The sequence below is a fragment of the Bradyrhizobium sp. AUGA SZCCT0169 genome (genome assembly GCF_018130085.1).
Taxonomy (GTDB): Bacteria; Pseudomonadota; Alphaproteobacteria; order Rhizobiales; family Xanthobacteraceae; genus Bradyrhizobium.
Window position 1 is genome coordinate 1 of record NZ_JAFCMC010000016.1, and the last position, 17,297, is coordinate 17,297.

At 61.6% G+C, this 17,297-nt stretch carries 18 protein-coding genes; 7 read left to right on the forward strand and 11 right to left on the reverse strand.

Going from position 1 to position 17,297, the window contains the following annotated elements:
* Nucleotides 1-426 precede the first annotated feature (426 nt).
* Complete coding sequence (locus JQ609_RS19145) at nucleotides 427-756, forward strand: hypothetical protein (RefSeq protein WP_212274542.1); 330 nt, start codon at nucleotides 427-429, stop codon at nucleotides 754-756.
* Between the two features lie 126 nt (nucleotides 757-882).
* Here the strand turns inward: JQ609_RS19145 and JQ609_RS19150 are convergent, their stop codons facing one another.
* From JQ609_RS19150 to JQ609_RS19195, 10 genes are all read right to left on the reverse strand, one after another.
* Nucleotides 883-2,769 (reverse strand): response regulator, encoded by a 1,887-nt coding sequence (locus tag JQ609_RS19150; RefSeq protein WP_212274543.1) that lies wholly within the window; start codon nucleotides 2,767-2,769, stop codon nucleotides 883-885.
* Nucleotides 2,770-2,798: 29 nt separating this feature from the next.
* Nucleotides 2,799-4,280 carry a circadian clock protein KaiC gene (gene kaiC, locus JQ609_RS19155; protein ID WP_212211490.1) on the reverse strand — a complete coding sequence of 494 codons (1,482 nt, stop codon included), beginning with the start codon at nucleotides 4,278-4,280 and terminating at the stop codon, nucleotides 2,799-2,801.
* Nucleotides 4,277-4,567 carry a circadian clock KaiB family protein gene (locus tag JQ609_RS19160; protein WP_212274544.1) on the reverse strand — a complete coding sequence of 97 codons (291 nt, stop codon included), beginning with the start codon at nucleotides 4,565-4,567 and terminating at the stop codon, nucleotides 4,277-4,279. Before JQ609_RS19160 ends, kaiC begins: the two co-directional genes overlap by 4 nt.
* 169 nt (nucleotides 4,568-4,736) lie before the next feature.
* Nucleotides 4,737-5,405 (reverse strand): response regulator transcription factor, encoded by a 669-nt coding sequence (locus JQ609_RS19165; RefSeq protein ID WP_212274545.1) that lies wholly within the window; start codon nucleotides 5,403-5,405, stop codon nucleotides 4,737-4,739.
* A 376-nt stretch (nucleotides 5,406-5,781) separates the two neighbouring features.
* Entirely contained in the window at nucleotides 5,782-6,216 is a 435-nt protein-coding gene (locus JQ609_RS19170; RefSeq protein WP_212211496.1) for a thioesterase family protein, read from the reverse strand.
* Nucleotides 6,217-6,220: 4 nt separating this feature from the next.
* On the reverse strand, nucleotides 6,221-6,580 hold the full coding sequence (locus JQ609_RS19175) for a HepT-like ribonuclease domain-containing protein (protein WP_212274546.1): 360 nt from the start codon (nucleotides 6,578-6,580) through the stop codon (nucleotides 6,221-6,223).
* Entirely contained in the window at nucleotides 6,580-7,011 is a 432-nt protein-coding gene (locus JQ609_RS19180) for a nucleotidyltransferase domain-containing protein (protein WP_312014717.1), read from the reverse strand. Before JQ609_RS19180 ends, JQ609_RS19175 begins: the two co-directional genes overlap by 1 nt.
* A complete protein-coding gene (locus JQ609_RS19185; RefSeq protein WP_212274611.1) occupies nucleotides 7,008-8,135 on the reverse strand; it encodes a nickel/cobalt transporter in 1,128 nt (375 codons plus the stop codon). The genes JQ609_RS19180 and JQ609_RS19185 overlap by 4 nt, the downstream gene beginning before the upstream one ends.
* A 122-nt stretch (nucleotides 8,136-8,257) precedes the next feature.
* On the reverse strand, nucleotides 8,258-8,893 hold the full coding sequence (locus JQ609_RS19190) for a DUF1007 family protein (RefSeq protein ID WP_212211500.1): 636 nt from the start codon (nucleotides 8,891-8,893) through the stop codon (nucleotides 8,258-8,260).
* Nucleotides 8,894-9,022: 129 nt separating this feature from the next.
* The gene (locus tag JQ609_RS19195; RefSeq protein ID WP_212274547.1) at nucleotides 9,023-11,113 is read right to left on the reverse strand and encodes a M3 family metallopeptidase; all 2,091 of its coding nucleotides are present in this window, start codon (nucleotides 11,111-11,113) and stop codon (nucleotides 9,023-9,025) included.
* Nucleotides 11,114-11,324: 211 nt separating this feature from the next.
* Between JQ609_RS19195 and JQ609_RS19200 the strand changes: the two genes are divergently transcribed.
* The 6 genes from JQ609_RS19200 (at nucleotide 11,325) to JQ609_RS19225 (ending at nucleotide 16,503) form a co-directional block, all read left to right on the forward strand.
* Complete coding sequence (locus JQ609_RS19200) at nucleotides 11,325-11,585, forward strand: hypothetical protein (RefSeq protein WP_212211503.1); 261 nt, start codon at nucleotides 11,325-11,327, stop codon at nucleotides 11,583-11,585.
* 697 nt (nucleotides 11,586-12,282) lie between these two features.
* Nucleotides 12,283-13,425: a type III PLP-dependent enzyme gene (locus JQ609_RS19205; RefSeq protein ID WP_212211505.1), complete on the forward strand. Its 1,143-nt coding sequence runs from the start codon at nucleotides 12,283-12,285 to the stop codon at nucleotides 13,423-13,425.
* A 119-nt stretch (nucleotides 13,426-13,544) separates the two neighbouring features.
* Nucleotides 13,545-14,147, forward strand: a complete 603-nt coding sequence (locus tag JQ609_RS19210) for a GNAT family N-acetyltransferase (RefSeq protein WP_212274548.1) — start codon at nucleotides 13,545-13,547, stop codon at nucleotides 14,145-14,147.
* A 94-nt stretch (nucleotides 14,148-14,241) separates the two neighbouring features.
* Complete coding sequence (locus tag JQ609_RS19215; RefSeq protein WP_211993997.1) at nucleotides 14,242-14,631, forward strand: RidA family protein; 390 nt, start codon at nucleotides 14,242-14,244, stop codon at nucleotides 14,629-14,631.
* A 48-nt stretch (nucleotides 14,632-14,679) separates the two neighbouring features.
* A complete protein-coding gene (locus tag JQ609_RS19220; RefSeq protein ID WP_212274549.1) occupies nucleotides 14,680-16,122 on the forward strand; it encodes a homospermidine synthase in 1,443 nt (480 codons plus the stop codon).
* 159 nt (nucleotides 16,123-16,281) lie between these two features.
* The gene (locus JQ609_RS19225; RefSeq protein ID WP_192738183.1) at nucleotides 16,282-16,503 is read left to right on the forward strand and encodes a hypothetical protein; all 222 of its coding nucleotides are present in this window, start codon (nucleotides 16,282-16,284) and stop codon (nucleotides 16,501-16,503) included.
* A gap of 33 nt (nucleotides 16,504-16,536) precedes the next feature.
* Here JQ609_RS19225 and JQ609_RS19230 read toward each other — a convergent pair whose 3' ends face one another.
* Nucleotides 16,537-17,277 (reverse strand): acetoacetate decarboxylase, encoded by a 741-nt coding sequence (locus JQ609_RS19230; RefSeq protein WP_212274550.1) that lies wholly within the window; start codon nucleotides 17,275-17,277, stop codon nucleotides 16,537-16,539.
* Between the last annotated feature and the right edge of the window lie 20 nt (nucleotides 17,278-17,297).

Sequence of the window (17,297 nt, forward strand, 5' to 3'; positions counted from 1 at the left end):
GCTCTCGCCTACCCGACAGCTTGACACCTGCAACGGGTGCCAGGACCACACGGTTTTGCCGTACGCTTATCCACGCCGTCGTCGAGGCGTAAACCAGCGTCCACCGCAACCCGTCCAACGTCCGTGACGACGGCCGACGCCCTTCTGACCAGGACGGGATGGCCAACACATACGCCTGATTTTCCTTCTGGTAAACAGAAATATTTTTTATTTAGGGGCTTGACATGATTTCCGTAAAACAGAACTGATTTGCCCGTCGGGTTGTTTTGCCGCAGGCATGGCTGCCTTAGCCGCATTGGTCGGTGGCAGCCATCCTGGGGCACCCTCAGTTCACATTGAACCTTCAAGCGGCTGGATCGCACCAAGGCTGCATCAGCGCGGCTCGCTCCAAGGCGACGCGGGAGATTTCATGTGATGGATACTGTGATGGATAGTGCCGTACAATCCCGCCGGTTCAGCATTATCGGCAGCGTGACAGGCCTGTTGGCGCTGCTGGTCTCGGCGCTGACGCAATTGGTGCCGGGGGTCTATCTTTCCGGGCTCGTCGGTCAGGCGACCTGGAACGAGGTACTCTCAACGGGGGCGGCCGCGCTCGGCGTGATCGCCATCTCTTTCGCCGTCGTCGCAATCATCATGAAGGAAGGAAAGCTGCTGGCAGGTATCGCGGCCGTCCTCGGCTTCGCAGCCATCGCCGTCCAGATATGGTGGGTTCTGCTCATCCTGGCGATCGCAATCATCATCATCAACTCGCTATAATCCTGAACGCGCAGGATGGGGTGGGGATGAAAGTGCAGTCCGCCGTTCGAACGATAAAATGCACCGTTACCGTAACCCCTCGCATGAAATAGACCCCTACGCGGTTCCGGCAAAGACGCCCGTTATCTAACTGCACCGAATACCGAACCTTCGAAGTGCCGCCAAAAGGCTTTCGGAATCAAATGGTTTGGAGAGGAATACCAATCGTTCATCATGCGCAAATCTGCGACGAACGCTGTCGTCGGCATAGCCGGTCGCCAGGATGATCGGCAGATCAGGTTGAACTGCGCGAATATCCGCAACCAATTCGTCACCCCGCCGGTCTGGCAATCCAAGGTCGATAATTGCGCCGGCAAGCTCGCCGTGCTCAGCCCGAAATTTCGTCAACCCCTCCGAGGCGCTTGCAGCCCCCAGGACGACGCATCCGGCGTCAACGAGAACGTCTGCGAGAAACATTTGGACCAGGAATTCATCCTCAACCACGAGAATGCGCGTCTCCCGCTGCTCCCGTTGACGATCCAGCAATTCACGAATTCGCGTTGCGAGCGCGGCGTAGGTGAAGGGCTTGTTGAGCAATTCAATCTCGGCATCAAGCCTGCCCTCGTGGACCAAGGCGCCGGCGGCGTAAGCCGTTGTCATCAAGACTTGAATAGAGGGGCGGTTTGCCCGAGCGCGTTCCGCCAAAACTCGGCCATCCATGCCGCCCGGCAGCCCAAGGTCGGTAAACAACAGGCAAATGTCATTCTCGCGGGTAAGGATCTCAAGCGCGGACCGTCCGTCAATGGCTTCAAAGACCCGATAACCCAACTCGCGCAGGCTATTGACCGTGTAGCTACGAACGTCCGCTTCGTCCTCGACGACGAGAACTGTCTCGCCTTGTTTGGCGCGCGGCGCATCCGCGGCCGCCTGCGGCTCCGCGACAGGAGTCCAGGTGGGAACAGCGGCATCCATGACCTTCGGCAGATAAATTTTGACTGATGTGCCGATACCGGGTTCGCTGTAAAGCTTCACGTGACCGCCGCTCTGCCTGACAAACCCATAGACCTGGCTCAACCCCAAACCCGTCCCGCGCCCGCCAGCCTTTGTCGTGAAGAACGGCTCAAAAACCTGCTTGAGCACATCGGGCGTCATCCCCATTCCCGTGTCTGTAACGGAAATGAGAACATAGGGCCCACTTGCGATATCGGCGTTGACTGTCGGATGCTCGGAATCGAGTTCGACGTTGGACGTTTCGATCACAAGTTGCCCACCCGACGGCATCGCGTCGCGTGCGTTGACCGCAAGGTTCAGAATCGCCGCTTCGAGTTCTGTGGGATCGATTTCAACGTTCCAAGGGTCTTTGATCAATCCGGTCCGCACGACGATCTGCTCGCCGAGTGTGCGCTGGAGCAAATCGGACATCCCGGAAACGAGACGGTTGACGTCAAGCAACTGGGGTTCGAGCGGTTTCCGCCGCGCAAACGCCAGCAATTTCTCCGTGAGCTTCGCGGCCTGTCGTGCGCCCCGGTTGGCATTTTCCAGCGCGCGCGATAACGCAGGATCAGTGGCAGCAAATCGACGTTGAGCGCTCTCCAGATTGCCCAGCACGACCGTCAGAAGATTGTTGAAGTCGTGCGCTATCCCCGCCGTCAGCAATCCGACCGCTTCCATTTTTGCCGAATGTCTCAGACGTTCCTCGGTGGCCTTGCGGGCCGAGACATCCCGAAGGCTTGCAAGGCGGACCGGCTGACGATCCCAGGTCGTATCAACAATCCGTATTTCCGCGTCAATTTGGTCGCCGTCCGGCTTGTGGATGGCGATTTCAGCTGTGTCTCCGGCGATAAACGGTATTCCGATCGGACGCCCGATCAATAGCTCGGCCTGCCGCCCGAAAATCTGCTCTGCGGCGGGGTTCGCAAACAGCACGGTTCCGTTCTCGTCAATCACAATGATCCCGTCGGCATTTTTCTCGACAAGGAATCTAATCTCGGCTTGATCGATGCCGCTGCGGGAATTGGCATCCGCACTATTCATGGTATCGACCTTGCCGCCTGTTCACCGCTTCATCGTGCAATATCATCACCGGTGAACACGTTTGGCGCGGTTTTGAAGGACTCGCCAAAGTGCATGCCGGCGCTGTCGATTGTGAACTTCCGAATTTCCTTGGCATGCTCGCTGCCTCGCATCTTTAGCACCATAAGACCTCTATTCATGGTGTTCTGCTCCTGGATGTAGCGCAGCAAGATGATGGAATCGGTCAAGGTCGAGATGTGCTGCTCGCTGACGCTCTCACCACCGATGAGGGATTTGCTGGTGGCGGTACAGAGCCCGGCAATTTCCCGCTTCTTGATGAAGGAGGTAAGGCTGATCAGAAATTCGCGGAACCCGGTATCCGGGGCGATCCGCTCCAACGCGGAGAGGCTGTCCACCGCAATCCGGTTCGGCTGGAATTCGTCGACAAGGCTCTGGATGGTGAGCAGATGATCCGGCAGCCCCTGCGCTTCAGGATAGAGACAGACGATTTTGAGTTTTCCCGCAGCCTCCATCTGAGCAAAATCGGCGCCCCAACCGCTCGCGTTGCGGAACAGCTGGCCTTTGCTTTCCTCATACCCAAACAGAATGGCCTTCTCTCCGGCGACTACGCCGCCGGCGAGAAAGTTGGTGACGAGCAGGGTCTTGCCGGTGCCTGTTGCACCGCTCACCAGCGTCACGCTGTCGCGAAAAAAGCCGCCCCCGCACATTTTGTCGATTTCAGAATTTCCACTTGTGACGCGCACCGTGCTTGATTGCTGTTCCAGGCGAAGCGAGGAAAGCGGGACAGCGACGACGCCCTGGTTCGCCAGCAGGGTAAAGGGTGCCTCACCTTCGGCGTGATGGCTGCCGCGCATCTTGAGGACCTCGATGGTGCGGCGACGCTTTTCGCGATAAAGGACGTTGCGCAAAATAACGACGTTGTCTGCAACGAACTCTTCCAGGCGATGTCGCGTGATCTCTCCATATTCACTATTGCGTTCCGCCGTCATGAGCACCGTAAGGCCGGACTTTTTGAGGGCGCTGCTGATATGAAACAGCTCGCGACGCAGTATCTTCGGGTCGCCGATAAAATGGTCAAAAAGTTGAGTAAGCGAATCCAGAACGACGCGCTTGGCGTTTACGGTCTTGACTGCATGCTGAACGCGAGAGAGCAAACCAACCAGATCGAAATCGCCAATAATCAATTCATCGCTTGCCGGCGGACTGGCATCGACAAATCCCAGGCGCCCGTCTTTCCGCCATTTCGCCAGTTCCCAGCCAAATCCCCGCATATTGGCTTCAATATCCGCCGGCGGTTCCTCGAACGTTACAAGCACGCCATTCTCACCAAAAGTCGTAATTCCGTGTGCGAGAAATTGTGTCGCGAAGACCGTTTTGCCGCTTCCAGGCGTGCCACCAACGACCGTGGTTCGAGCGCGAGGCAACCCACCCATAACCAGTTCATCGAAGGCCTGAACGCCGGTCTGAACCCGATCCAGCACGGCAGCAATGTCGGCATCCTCTGTGGTCATGCTCTTGTTCCTTCAGATTCGATTCCGAGAAAATCGAGGACCCTCTCCACGTCGCTGAGATCACCGATTATCCGCCGCGGGCGAACAGGGTGTTCAAGAGCGAGTGTCGGCGTGGCGATGATCGCAGCTTGCTCGGCGAGTTCCGGATTCTTGAGCACATCGATAATTTCGACGGCCAGTCCGTCGCGCGCCTTCGCGACGTCTCGCAGGCGCCGCAGATTCTGCTCCGCTCGGCGAGAGGTCGCTGACGGTCCGGCGATGTAGAGTCGAAGCAAGAGGTTGGTCACGTCGGAATCGCCTTCTTGGCGCTGAGAAACATCGGGCGTCGCCGATGAAGCCGCACTGACCTCGCACCGCGCATGGGGACCATGGCGGCACATCCGAATGCCGCCATGACTCGTCCTAGAAGACACGGTGGCCGGCTTTCCGGCAAGAGAGAGAGAAATACCAGCCCTACTAGTACAGGCCGTCGCTTCGCGGCGTTTGGCCCGAGCGCTTCGATGACGCTCGCGCGTTCAGCGCGTCGTGGCTCGTGAGCGCACGCTCCCGCGCCCAGATGACCGCGGCGCTACGGCGATTTACGCCAATTTTGCGGTACAATGACGCAATGTGGTTGCGCACGGTATTCTGGGAAAGATGAAGCATCTCGCCCATTTCGGAGTCGCTTCGCCCTTCGCAAATCAGCCAAAGCACCTCGCGTTCGCGGCCCGTTAGAATATCGAGGTCGGAGGATCGCGGCGACGACCTCGTGCCCTGACGCAATGCGTTGAACTTCTCAACGATCATTCGGGTAAGCCACGAACTGTCGGACATAACGGCCTCGATAGCTGCGATCAGCTGCGAAGGCTCCTTTTGTTCGCCGGCTTGTTGAATTACGCACACCGGAGAAGGTTTGCCGTCAATCATGACCTGGGTAGTCGCGACAAAGCAATCGATCGTCCGGCCTTCCGGCCGGGGTATCGGCAAGGCAATATCCTGCAAGCCACCGTTGAGACGACGCCGCAGGTTTTCATCGACCCAAACAATTTGTCCTGTCGCATCGACAAAAATAGCGCCCTCGGTAAAGGCAGAAGCGAGTTGCTCCAGCTCCTCGTTGCGCCCAAAATCTCTCGTCACCTGGTCCATGACGGCCCCCTGTGTGGACTCATGATCGGCAAATTGGAAGTTGCCAAGATAACGTTGCGGAGGGGGACTGGTTCCGGCCTACTAACTCCATAGTACATCAGCACTATTCGCAGCGTGGAGCGGTCATGAGTTCGCGCGGTGCGGTTCCGATCGGAAAGTGGAGAATTTTACTGCGTTCCTGAGCAAAAATGCCGGCGTAGAATGAACGAGGCAATGCCTGCTGCGTGCGAGCGAAGCAAGCCATCACGCCGCTTGCGAAACGATGGAGTGCTTCCACCTTCGCTCGTTGAGCTACAGCGGACAAGCCGTCGCTGTCGCTCCTCGCAATGACGAGACCTCAGCCCGTCGGGTTGTTTTTGCCGCAGCCACCGCGGCGTCAGGCCAGATGCCGGTCCCGCGCCGCAATGAAATTCCGGATCGATTGCGGGATCGGGACCGGACGATGGGATTTCTGATCGGTATAGACCCAGACGATCTCGCCGGTCACCAGCGCCTCATGGCTGCCTTTCTGAAAGATCGCGAGTTCGAAGGTAAGGCTTGAATTGCCGATCCGCGCCACCCGCGCCCCGACGTCCAACTCCTGGTCGAACAGCACCGGCGCCTTGTACTCGATCAGCGATTTGACGACGTGGAAGTCGATCCCGGTCTTTCGGGAGTCGGCATACTGGTCGTAGCCGAGCGCGCGGAAATATTCGGTGATCGTGGTGTCGAAATAGGTCAGGTAATGCGCGTTGAAGACAACGCCCTGCCCGTCGATTTCGGAATAGCGCACTCGAAACGGGTGGAAGAACCAGAACTGCTCGCGTGACATCAGATCATTTCCCGGAAAGACCGCTCTTCCGCGCCGAGTTCAGACCGACACGCTTTTCCAATGTCGGCAAGTCGCCATGCACCAACTTCCATAGCACGGGCGCGGCAATACTCTCGTAATCGTGGCGCAGTACGTTGCCGATCCCTGCAACTTTCTGCCATGGGATTTCCGGATGGCGCGCCTTCAGGTCGTCCGTAAGATGACGACTGGCTTCCGAAATGATCTCGTCACCGCGCTCGACGAGCCACTGTCGCTGCCAATCGCCTTCGAACGCTTCGAGCGACACATCCGCCAATACGCCATTGACGCGTTCGATCGCCTCGATGATGTCCGTTAAGCGGGGGATGAGCGACCGTGTTATCACTAGAACACGCGGACGGCTGTTGCTTCTATCGTATCCCGCAGCGCCTTGTGCAGGCTGTCGCGCGTCATGATTTCCGTCTTCCGGCCGAGAATGCTGGCCGCGTACTCTTTCACGTCCATCAGCTCGTACACGCCGAGCTTGCCCTTCTCGTAATCAAAAAAGAGATCGACGTCGGAATCGTGTTTCGCCTCGCCACGCGCCATTGAGCCGAACATGTAAAGATGTTCGACGCCAAGCCGCTTCAAATCGGCTTCGTGCTGCCGCAACCGGCTAATGGCCTCATCGCGTTCCATAGCAACATCATAGCAAATCCGGGCGGGTGATTCCACGCCTTTCGATCTCGGCATCACGTAGCAGGTAGCCCGCATGAGCTTCGCGATATGCGGGGACACGCCCCGGATGTCGCTGCGCTCATCCGGGCTACGGATCACAGACAAGTCACCCGCTCGGCGGCGAGATAGCCGAACAGCAGGCCGAGGCCGAACAGCAGCACCAGGCCCGCCGCGCCGAATTCGATGCCGCGCATGATCAGCGCGCCGCCGCCTTCGCGGCCGGCGCTGAGGCGCTCGGCGAGACCTCGCGCGGACACCGCGACAACGGCAATGGTCGCGACCGTGATCGCGGTACCGAGGCCCATCACGAAGGTCGCGGCGATGCCGGCCCAGAACAGGCCCTGCGCCAGCGCGAACACCAAAACCAGGATCGCGCCCGAACAGGGCCTTAGGCCCACGGCGAAGATCGCGCCCAGCCCACGCTGCCAGCCGCCGGGACCGGCAAGCTGATCCGGCGTCGGGCCGTGGGAATGGCCGCAATGCTCGTCATGGACGTGGTCGGCTGCGTGGGAATGAGCGTCAGCATGAGCGTGCGCGTGGGCGTGACCGTGCGCATGGGCGTCAGCGTGCGCGTGCGCATGGTGATGATGTTCATGGTGGTGGTGATCGTGGTGATGGTGATCGTGGCCATGATTGTGATGATGGCTGGCCGCAGCCGTAGCGGTGGCCATCGCGGGCACGGGCTTGGCCTGCAGCGCGCGCATAAATCCGCCGCCCTTGGTCCAGACCAGCCGGGCGCCGAACGCCGCGATCAGGGCGTAGCTCGCGATCTCGATCGCCTTCTCCGCCCCGCACATCGTCTTGGCGGTGGCGTTGAGCAGCCAGGCGCAGATGCCGACGATCAGCACGGCGACCAGCGCCTGCAGCATCGCGGACGCAAACGACAGCACGATGCCGCGCCGCGCGGTCTCCTGGTTGGCGACCAGATAGGACGAGATGACGGCCTTGCCGTGGCCAGGACCGGCGGCGTGGAAGATCCCGTACGCAAAAGAGATCGCCAGCAGCGTCCAGACCGCTGAGCCGTCGGACTTGGCGGCGCGGATGGTCGCCGACATTTCGCGGTAGAATTCCGATTGCTTGGCCAAGAGCCAGCCGACGATGCCGCCGACCTGCGGCTCAGGGGCTTTGGCCGGCCGGGGGCCGCCGAACGGGTTTTGCGCCAGCAGGGCGTGGAGGACGCCGTCGACCGCGACAATGGCGGCGAGTGCGACGATCCCGATCAGGAGCGCGTGGGTGAAGCTGGAGCCTTTTCCGTTTCGATCGAATCGAAACGCGGCTCCAGATTCGTTTTCTTGACGCGTTTTCTTGACGCGAACCGGACCCACTTCGCTGGAAAACGCTTTGGTCACGGGCAATCCACCAAAATCTTGTTGGCGTACATGGCGCCGTAGTTGGAATTGTCGCCGTTCATGAAGTTGTTTTCGTTGAGCCGCTGCGCATTGGCGGTGCCGTCATTGGGCCGCTGGAATTGCAGCTTGCAGTCGGCGGGGGCGCCGACCAGCTTGATCGGGTCCTTCTCCTCGAACTTGAAATCGATGAAGAAGGCGGGATCGAACACCTCCAGCGCGGCCTGTTTGGCCTTGAACGGCGTCTTGGCGGGCAGCATGAAGTGCAGCGTCAGCGCGTCATCCTTGAATTCGAGGTAGTAGTCGACCGGCTCCAGGAATCTCTCCTTCTTGCCGTCGGCCTTGGCGAAGGTGAAGTAGCCGAATTCCTTCAGCGACTCGATATTGGTCTGCGCCAGCGGCGCCAGTTCCTCGCGGCTGTAGACGCCTTTTGTCTTCGTCTCGATGCCCTGCAGCGCATAGGTCGAGAACATGTCGTCGAAGGTCCAGGCGTGGCGCACGCCTGAGATCGCGCCGTCAGGGGCGTAGACCACCTCGCTCTTGGCGGTGATCCAGACATGCGGATGGGCCTGGGCTGGGGCAGCGCCGAGCAGCGACGCGACGATCAAGCCTAAGAAGCCGAACAGTACACGCATTACGTCGTCCCTGCGAACGCAGGGACCCATACGCCGTGTCGTCTCGTTTGGGCAGTGTGGCAAAGGCGTTCCTTTACAACGAACATTAGTGGTTATGGGTCCCTGCGTTCGCAGGGACGACAGTGGGGCTCACGCCGCCTCCGGCGTTTCGAGCAGGCCCCGGCGGCGCAGCAGCGCGTCGGGCTCCGGCTCCCGGCCGCGGAACGCGACATAGGCATCCTCGGGGTCGCGCGAGCCGCCGGACGAGTAGATGTCGTCATGCAGGCGCTTGGCGGTGGCGGGATCGAAGATGTCGCCGGCCTCCTCGAAGGCGCCGAACGCATCGGCGTCCATCACCTCCGACCACATGTAGCTGTAATAGCCCGACGCATAATGGTCGCCGGAGAAGATGTGGCCGAATTGCGTGGGCCGGTGCCGCAGCGCGATCTCGGCGGGCATCCCGATTTTCTCCAGCTCCGCCTTCTCGAACGCGCCGACGTCGCGGCTGGCCGAGGCCGGCTGGGTGTGGAATTCGAGGTCGATCAGCGCCGAGGAGACGAATTCGACGGTGGCAAAGCCCTGGTTGAATTTTCGCGCGGCCAGGAAGCGGGTGAGCAGTTCGTCCGGCAGCGGCTCGCCGGTCTGGTAGTGTTTTGCAAACTGCCGCAGCACCTGCGGCTGCTCCTGCCAGTGCTCGTAGAGCTGCGAGGGCAGCTCGACGAAGTCGGTGAAGACAGAGGTGCCGGACAGCGAGGGATAGTTCACGTTGGACAGCATGCCGTGCAGGCCGTGGCCGAACTCGTGGAACAGGGTCCGCGCGTCGTCCGGCGACAGCAGCGACGGCTCGCCGTCGGCGCCCTTGGCGAAGTTGCAGACATTGATCACCAAGGGAGCGATCGCGCCGTCGAGCTTCTGCTGGTCGCGCAGCGAGGTCATCCAGGCGCCGGAGCGCTTTGACGGCCTGGCGAAGTAGTCGCCATAGAACAGCGCCTTGTGCTTGCCGTCGGCGCCCTTGACCTCCCAGACCCGGACGTCCGGGTGCCAGACCGGGATATCCTTGCGCTCGGCGAAGGTGACGCCGAACAGGCGGGTGGCGCAGTCGAAGGCGGCCTCGATCATGTGGTCGAGCACCAGATACGGCTTGATCGCGGCGTCGTCGAAATTGGCGCGGACCTGGCGCAGCTTTTCGGCGTAGTAGCGCCAGTCCCACGGCGCCAGCGCGAAATTGCCGCCCTCTTCGGCGATCATGGCCTGCAGCGCGTCGCGGTCGGCGAGCGCCCTCGCCCGCGCCGGCTTCCAGACCCGCTCCAGCAGGCTGCGCACCGCCTCGGGCGTCCTGGCCATGGAGTCTTCGAGGCGATAGGCCGCATAGTTCGGGTAACCCATGATCTTCGCGGCCTCCTCGCGGAGCCCCAGGATCTCCACCACGGTGGCGTTGTTGTCGTTGGCGTTGCCGTTGTCGCCGCGGGCGGTGAAGGCACGGAACACCTTCTCGCGCAGGTCACGCCGATCCGAGCTCTTCAGGAACGGCTCCACGGAAGAGCGCGACAGCGTCACGATCGCCTTGCCGGCCATCCCGCGCGCCTCGGCGGCGGCCTTGGCGGCGGCGACGAAGGCTTCAGGCAGCCCGCCGCGGTCGTCCTCGCCAAGCTCCATGAACCAGTCCTGCTCGTCGCCGAGCAGGTGATGGCTGAACGAGGTGCCAAGCTCGGCCAGCCGCTCGTTGATCTCGGCCCGGCGCGCCTTGGCGGCTTCGTCGAGGCCGGCGCCGGCGCGGTGGAAGTTGGTGTAGGTGCGCTCCAGCAGCCGGATCTCCTCAGCCGTGAGGCCGAGCGCGGCGCGGTTGTGGTGGAGCATGGCGATGCGCCCGAACAGCACCGCGTTCATCATGATCGGATTCCAGTGCCGCGCCATCCTGGGCGACACTTCCTTGTCGATCTCCAGGATCGCCGGATTGGAGTGAGCCGACACCAGGTCGTAGAACACGGCGGAGACCTTGGAGAGCAGCTTGCCGGAGCGCTCCAGCGCCGTAATCGTGTTGGCAAAGTCGGGCGCCGCCGGATCGTGGGTGATGGCGGCGACCTCGGCGGCGTGATCGGCAAAGGCCTGCTCGAAAGCCGGCAGGAAGTGCTCCGGGAGAATTTCCGCAAACGGCGGCGTCTCGAACGGCGTCAGCCACGGCCGAAGCAGCGGATTTGCCGGGGCTTCCGGAGGGGCTGCATTTTGCTGGGTTTCCGACATCACAAATCCCGTTTTCGCGCTGAAGCCGCTGCGGGCCCCAGGCCTTGTTTTTGACGCGTTTTGCTCAGGCGAACCGGTACCCGCTTCGGCTCGAAAACGCTCTGAATGATGCGTCAATCTATATCACGCGATACGGCATTTTTGGGCCTTTTAAGCTTGATAGTGGGGGCCTTTTCGGAGAGATTGCGCCCACCCAACAGGACCCGTTTCCATGAGCATGCAGCCTTCTTCCGGTGCCAAGAGCGAGATCATCTGGCCGAGCGTCATCACCGTCATCTCGGCGGCGATCCTGATCGGCGCCGAGGTGTTCGGCGCGGCGTTCGCCGGCGGCTGGGCGATCGCGATCCTGCTTGGACTCTCCGACACCGGCGCGCACATCCTGCAGGCGGTGATGTTCGCCATCGGCGTCGTGATCATGGTCGGCTTCATCCGCCAAGCTCAGCGCATCGAGCCGTTCTGGAAACGCAGCTGACGCGCTTGAAGCGAAGAAAGCGCTGCGGCGCAGGCGCTTTCGCGATTCCACTTCACGCGACAACACTCCGTAATTTCCCCGAGAAGTCTTAACGGCTGTTCATGTTTGACGTCGCCAGCGCGCGCTGGCGACGTCAAGAGACGCGCTGAGCGCGCTGCTGTAAGCACGCGTTAGGGAAATTTGCCCACAGCCTAAAAAAAATGTTGCGAAGCGGATTCAAAAGTCTTATTTGCACTCTTGCCCAATTTCGCACGTGCCTGTGGTCGTGTGTCAGTCGGTAGGTATCCGGACAAGAGGCCGGACAGCCGCCAAGGGATGAAGAACCGAGGGTCGCTTCATTAGCGGCCAGCATCTCTCTCAAGAGATGCCGTTGAAGGTCTCTGCATCCTTTGCAACCGTGACTGGCAGCCGGAGGCGAACCGGCGCACCCCGCTCTCAACGGGGGACGCGACTTAAAGCAACGACGGATCGGGCTTTTTTGGTCTCTACCGGCATTCCAACGCCGGCGCGGGCTACTGAAAAGGCTTGTCCTTCATTGCCAGGTGTGCGGGCGGGAAATTCCCAACCAATCCACGGCAGCACTATTCGGTCTGAGTCCAAGGCCTAGTCGCGTCTCCATCGTGCGACTGCGCCGAAGCACTTATGGCCGAGATTTACATTTGAACGGGTCCCGTCGCTGGGCCGTTTGGAGGGTGCTATGACCGAACGTATTCAGGAATTCCTGCGCAACCGCCGCAGCGAGGGCCAGGACACCGAGCCGTGCCTCGTGGTCGACCTCGAAGTCGTGCGCGACAACTACCAGACCTTCGCGAAGGCCTTGCCGGACAGCCGCGTGTTCTACGCGGTGAAGGCAAACCCGTCGCCGGAAGTGCTGCAGCTGCTGGCCTCGATGGGCTCGTGCTTCGACACCGCGACCGTCGCCGAGATCGAAATGGCGCTGGCTGCCGGTGCGACGCCGGACCGCGTCTCCTATGGCAACACGATCAAGAAGGAGCGCGACATCGCGCGTGCCTTCGCGCTCGGCATTCGCCTGTTCGCGGTCGACTGCGCCGCCGAAGTCGAGAAGGTCGCCCGTGCCGCGCCCGGCGCCAAGGTGTTCTGCCGCATCCTCTATGATTGCGCCGGCGCCGAATGGCCGCTGTCGCGCAAGTTCGGCTGCGATCCGGAGATGGCGGTCGACGTGCTCGACCTCGCCAAGCGCCTGGGCCTGGAGCCGTGCGGCATCTCGTTCCATGTCGGCTCGCAGCAGCGCAAGGTGAAGGCGTGGGACCGTGCCCTGTCGATGGCCTCGTCGGTGTTCCGTGACTGCGCCGAGCGCGGGATCAACCTGTCCATGGTCAACATGGGCGGCGGCTTCCCGACCAAGTACCTCAAGGACGTTCCTCCGGTCCTGCAATATGGCCGGTCGATCTTCCGCGCGCTGCGCAAGCATTTCGGCAACCAGATCCCGGAAACCATCATCGAGCCGGGACGCGGCATGGTCGGCAATGCCGGCATCATCGAGACCGAAGTCGTTCTGATCTCCAAGAAGAGCGACGAGGACGAGGTGCGCTGGGTGTATCTGGACATCGGCAAGTTCGGCGGTCTCGCCGAGACGATGGACGAGTCGATCCGCTACGCCATCCGCACCCCGCATGACGGTGCGGACATGACGCCGTGCGTGCTCGCGGGCCCGACCTGCGACAGCGCCGACGTGTTGTACGAGAAGCTGCCGTATCCGCTCCCGGTTACGCTCGAGATCGGCGACAAGCTGCTGATCGAAGGCACCGGCGCCTATACGTCGACCTACTCGTCGGTGGCGTTCAACGGCATCCCGCCGCTGCGGACCTACCACATCTGAACTGGCCGCTGAGGCCTGACTAACCGGGAGCCGGCGCGCCGGCTCCCATCCCTCATTTCGCGATTTTTCTGACAACGCTCCGCGGCTCGAACAGCCGTGCGAGTGAGGACTGACGTGCCATGACTGCTTTGCGGAAGACCACTGTTGCCCTCACCCCGAATGCCGCTCCGTTCGCGATCCGTGCGGAACGGGCTTCGGACGTCGTCGCGCGTGAAGCGCTGCTGGATGCCTGCTTTGGCGCAAACCGCCTTAACCGCACCTGCCAGCGCCTGCGTGACGGACGTACGCCCGCCGAAGGCCTTGCCTTGTCGGCCGTGGCACGGGGGAAGCTAGTGGGCACCGTCCGGTTGTGGCACGTCAGCGCCGGGGGCATCCCGGCGCTGATGCTCGGCCCGCTGGCGGTTGAGGAATCCTCCCGCCAATTTGGCGTCGGGGCCGCGCTGATGGACCACGCGCTCGCGGCGGCGACGGCGCGTGGCCATCGCGCGGTGATCCTGCTCGGCGACGCGCCGTATTACGTCAGGTTCGGCTTCTCGGCCGAAAAGACCGGCGCGCTGTCGCTGCCCGGCCCGTTCGAGCGCGACCGCCTGCTCGGCCTCGAACTGCGCGACGGCGGGCTCGACGGCGCGTGGGGTATGATCTCGGCGTCCGGCGCGCCGCTGGCCAGGGCAAAGGCATCTCGCGCGAAGAAGGCGCTACAGACTGTGCCGCACGCGGCCTGAGCCGTCGCGTCAGAGGGGTTGCGCGGTCCGGCGAAAAGCCCTTAAACCCCGCCAAATCAGCTATTTCCGGATCAGGCCGCAAATCGAGGTTCCGATGCCCCGCCGTCTCATTTCCACCGGTTCGCCGTTCGAGAAGACCGCCGGCTACAGCCGCGCCGTGATCGACGGCGATTTCGCCTTTGTCGCCGGCACCACCGGCTATGACTACACCACCATGACGATGCCTGACGATGTCACAAGCCAGTCACGGAACTGCTTCAAGACCATCGAGGCCGCCTTGAAAGAAGGCGGCTTCGCGATGGCCGACATCGTCCGCGCGACCTACTACATCACCGACCTCAGGGATGCGGATGCCCATTTCGCGGTCTGCGGCGAAGTCCTCGGCGACATCCGTCCGGCCGCGACGCTTCTGGTGGTCGCCGGGCTCTACAAGCCCGAGATGAAGATCGAGATCGAAGTAACCGCCAAGCGCCGCAGCGCCTGATCCACCCCTCACCATCTGTCCGCCAGCACTTTCCGGAGAAACCATCCCATGAGCCCCGCCTCGCAGATCTACGCGAAGATCACCGGTCCCATCGTCATGGTCGGCTTCGGCTCCATCGGCAAAGGCACGTTGCCGATGATCGAGCGGCATCTCGATTACGACAAGTCGCGCATCACCGTGATCGATCCCAAGGACGAGGGCCGCAAGGCGCATTGCGAGAAGCACAATGTAAGATTCATCCAGCAGGGCGTGACCAAAGACAATTATCGCGAGTTGCTTACCCCGCTGCTCACTGAAGGCGGCGGCCAGGGTTTCTGCGTCAATCTCTCGGTCGATACCGGCTCCACCGACATCATGGAGCTCTGCAACGAAATTGGCGCGCTTTATATCGACACCGTCAACGAGCCCTGGCTCGGCTTCTATTTCGATTCGTCGAAGGGCCCGGAAGCGCGCTCCAACTACGCCCTTCGCGAAGCGACGCTGGCCGCCAAGAAGGCGCGCCCCGCGGGCTCGACGACGGCCGTCTCCTGCTGTGGCGCCAATCCCGGCATGGTGTCCTTTTTCGTCAAGCAGGCGCTGCTCAATGTCGCCGCTGATCTGAAGCTCAATGCCCCCAAGCCGAAGACCAAGGCCGAATGGGCTGATTTGATGCGGCAGGCCGGGATCAAGGGCATCCACATCGCCGAACGCGACACCCAGCGCTCCAAGTCGCCGAAAGAGCCTGACGTCTTCGTCAATACCTGGTCGGTGGAAGGTTTCCTGTCGGAAGGCGTGCAGCCGTCCGAACTCGGCTGGGGCACCCATGAAAAATGGATGCCCGAGAATGCGCGTACCCACCAGGCCGGCTGCGGCGCCGCCATCTATCTGATGCAACCCGGCGCCAACACGCGCGTGCGCACCTGGTGCCCGACCCGCGGCGCGCAGTATGGCTTCCTCGTCACCCACAACGAGTCGATCTCGATCTCCGATTACTTCACGGTGCGTGACGCATCGGGCACGGCGATCTACCGGCCGACCTGCCACTATGCCTATCACCCGGCCGACGATGCCGTGCTGTCGCTGCATGAAATGTTCGGCCGCGCTGCAAAGATGCAGGAAAAGCACCACATCCTCGACGAGAACGAAATCGTCGACGGCATCGACGAACTCGGCGTGCTGCTGTTCGGCCATGACAACAATGCCTACTGGTACGGCTCGCAGCTCTCGATCGAAGAGACCCGCAAACTCGCGCCCTATCAGAACGCCACCGGCCTGCAAGTGACCTCCGCCGTGCTCGGCGGCATGGTGTGGGCGCTGGAAAACCCGAACGAAGGCATCGTCGAAGCCGACGAGATGGATTTCGATCGTCTGCTGGAAATCCAGATGCCGTATCTCGGCCCGGTAAAGGGTTTTTACACCGACTGGACGCCGCTGACGGACCGGCCGGGCCTGTTCCCGGAAGACATCGACACGTCAGATCCCTGGCAGTTCCGGAATATTCTGGTGCGGTAAGGTTGGGTTCCACGCCCCGGTGCACTGCAGCATCAGGGGTCGCCGCTCAGCGTAACGCTCGCTTAATGAAATCGCGCCATCCTGAAGGGTACCCCTTTTGCGAGGGCCTTGAGCCGTCCTGTGTCTCTGCGCAGCGACGTCCCCGGTGGAGCGGTGGAAATGCGCGTCTTTATCGCAATCATGCTATCGGCGGTCGTTTTGGCCGGGTGCAAACCTGACAACAACAACGACATCACCGGCTCGATCGATAACTGCGCCCGCAAGCTCTACAGCTCCTACAATCCCAAGGACCTGAAGCAGTGCATTAACGTGTGCATCTCCTGCCAGCGCGGCGTGATGACGACCTGCTCGACCTCCTGCACGCTGAAGGGCGCGCAGTAGAGCGTCTTCGTCATTCCGCGATGGTGACGACCCTCACTTCGCCATATAGTCGAACGCCACCTTCCCCAATCCCAGCGTCAGATCGGCCTTGAAATGCAGTGCGGAGACCACTTCGCGCACCGGAAGCCGGGCAACGTCGCACAGCGCATGGGGAAACAGGCCAAGCGCGGCCGGACCGCTCCATGCTTCCTTCAGCGTGATGTCTTCGAGATGGAAGCGGACCAGTTCGCAGATCCGAGGGCTGCCGTCGACATGCGGGATGATCTTGAGAATGAAGTTCGGCGCCTTCATGCCCTTCAGCACGGCGTCATGATCGACCGGGCGGTGCTTGTAGCCCATGGTGGCGGAGGCGCAGAGCACCGAGCCGTAATGCAGCGAGCCGACCAGCACATCGCTCTCGACTTCGATCTTCGGCTTCGCCAGCTTTTTGGGGAAACCCCAGATTTCACGACCGCCGGCGATCGGGCCTTCGTCGTCGAGATACATGGCGTGGGTATAGGCGCCCTCCTCGCCGTTGAGACGGACCGGGATCACCTGGCCGGTTTCGGTGTAGTCGCCGAAGCCGGTCGAGTCGGGCATGCGGATGAACTCGTATTTGACGACGGGTTCAACGACTTCGAGCGGCTCCGGCACCACGGCACGAAGCACCTCCGGGTCGGTCCGGTAGGTGATGATGAAATATTCCCGGTTGAAGAACCGATAGGGCCCCGGCGGGAACGACGGGTTGGTCAGCGGCATCGAGTACGCGGTTTTCCTGACATCGTCGATCTTCATGGCCTGCCCCATCTGTCATC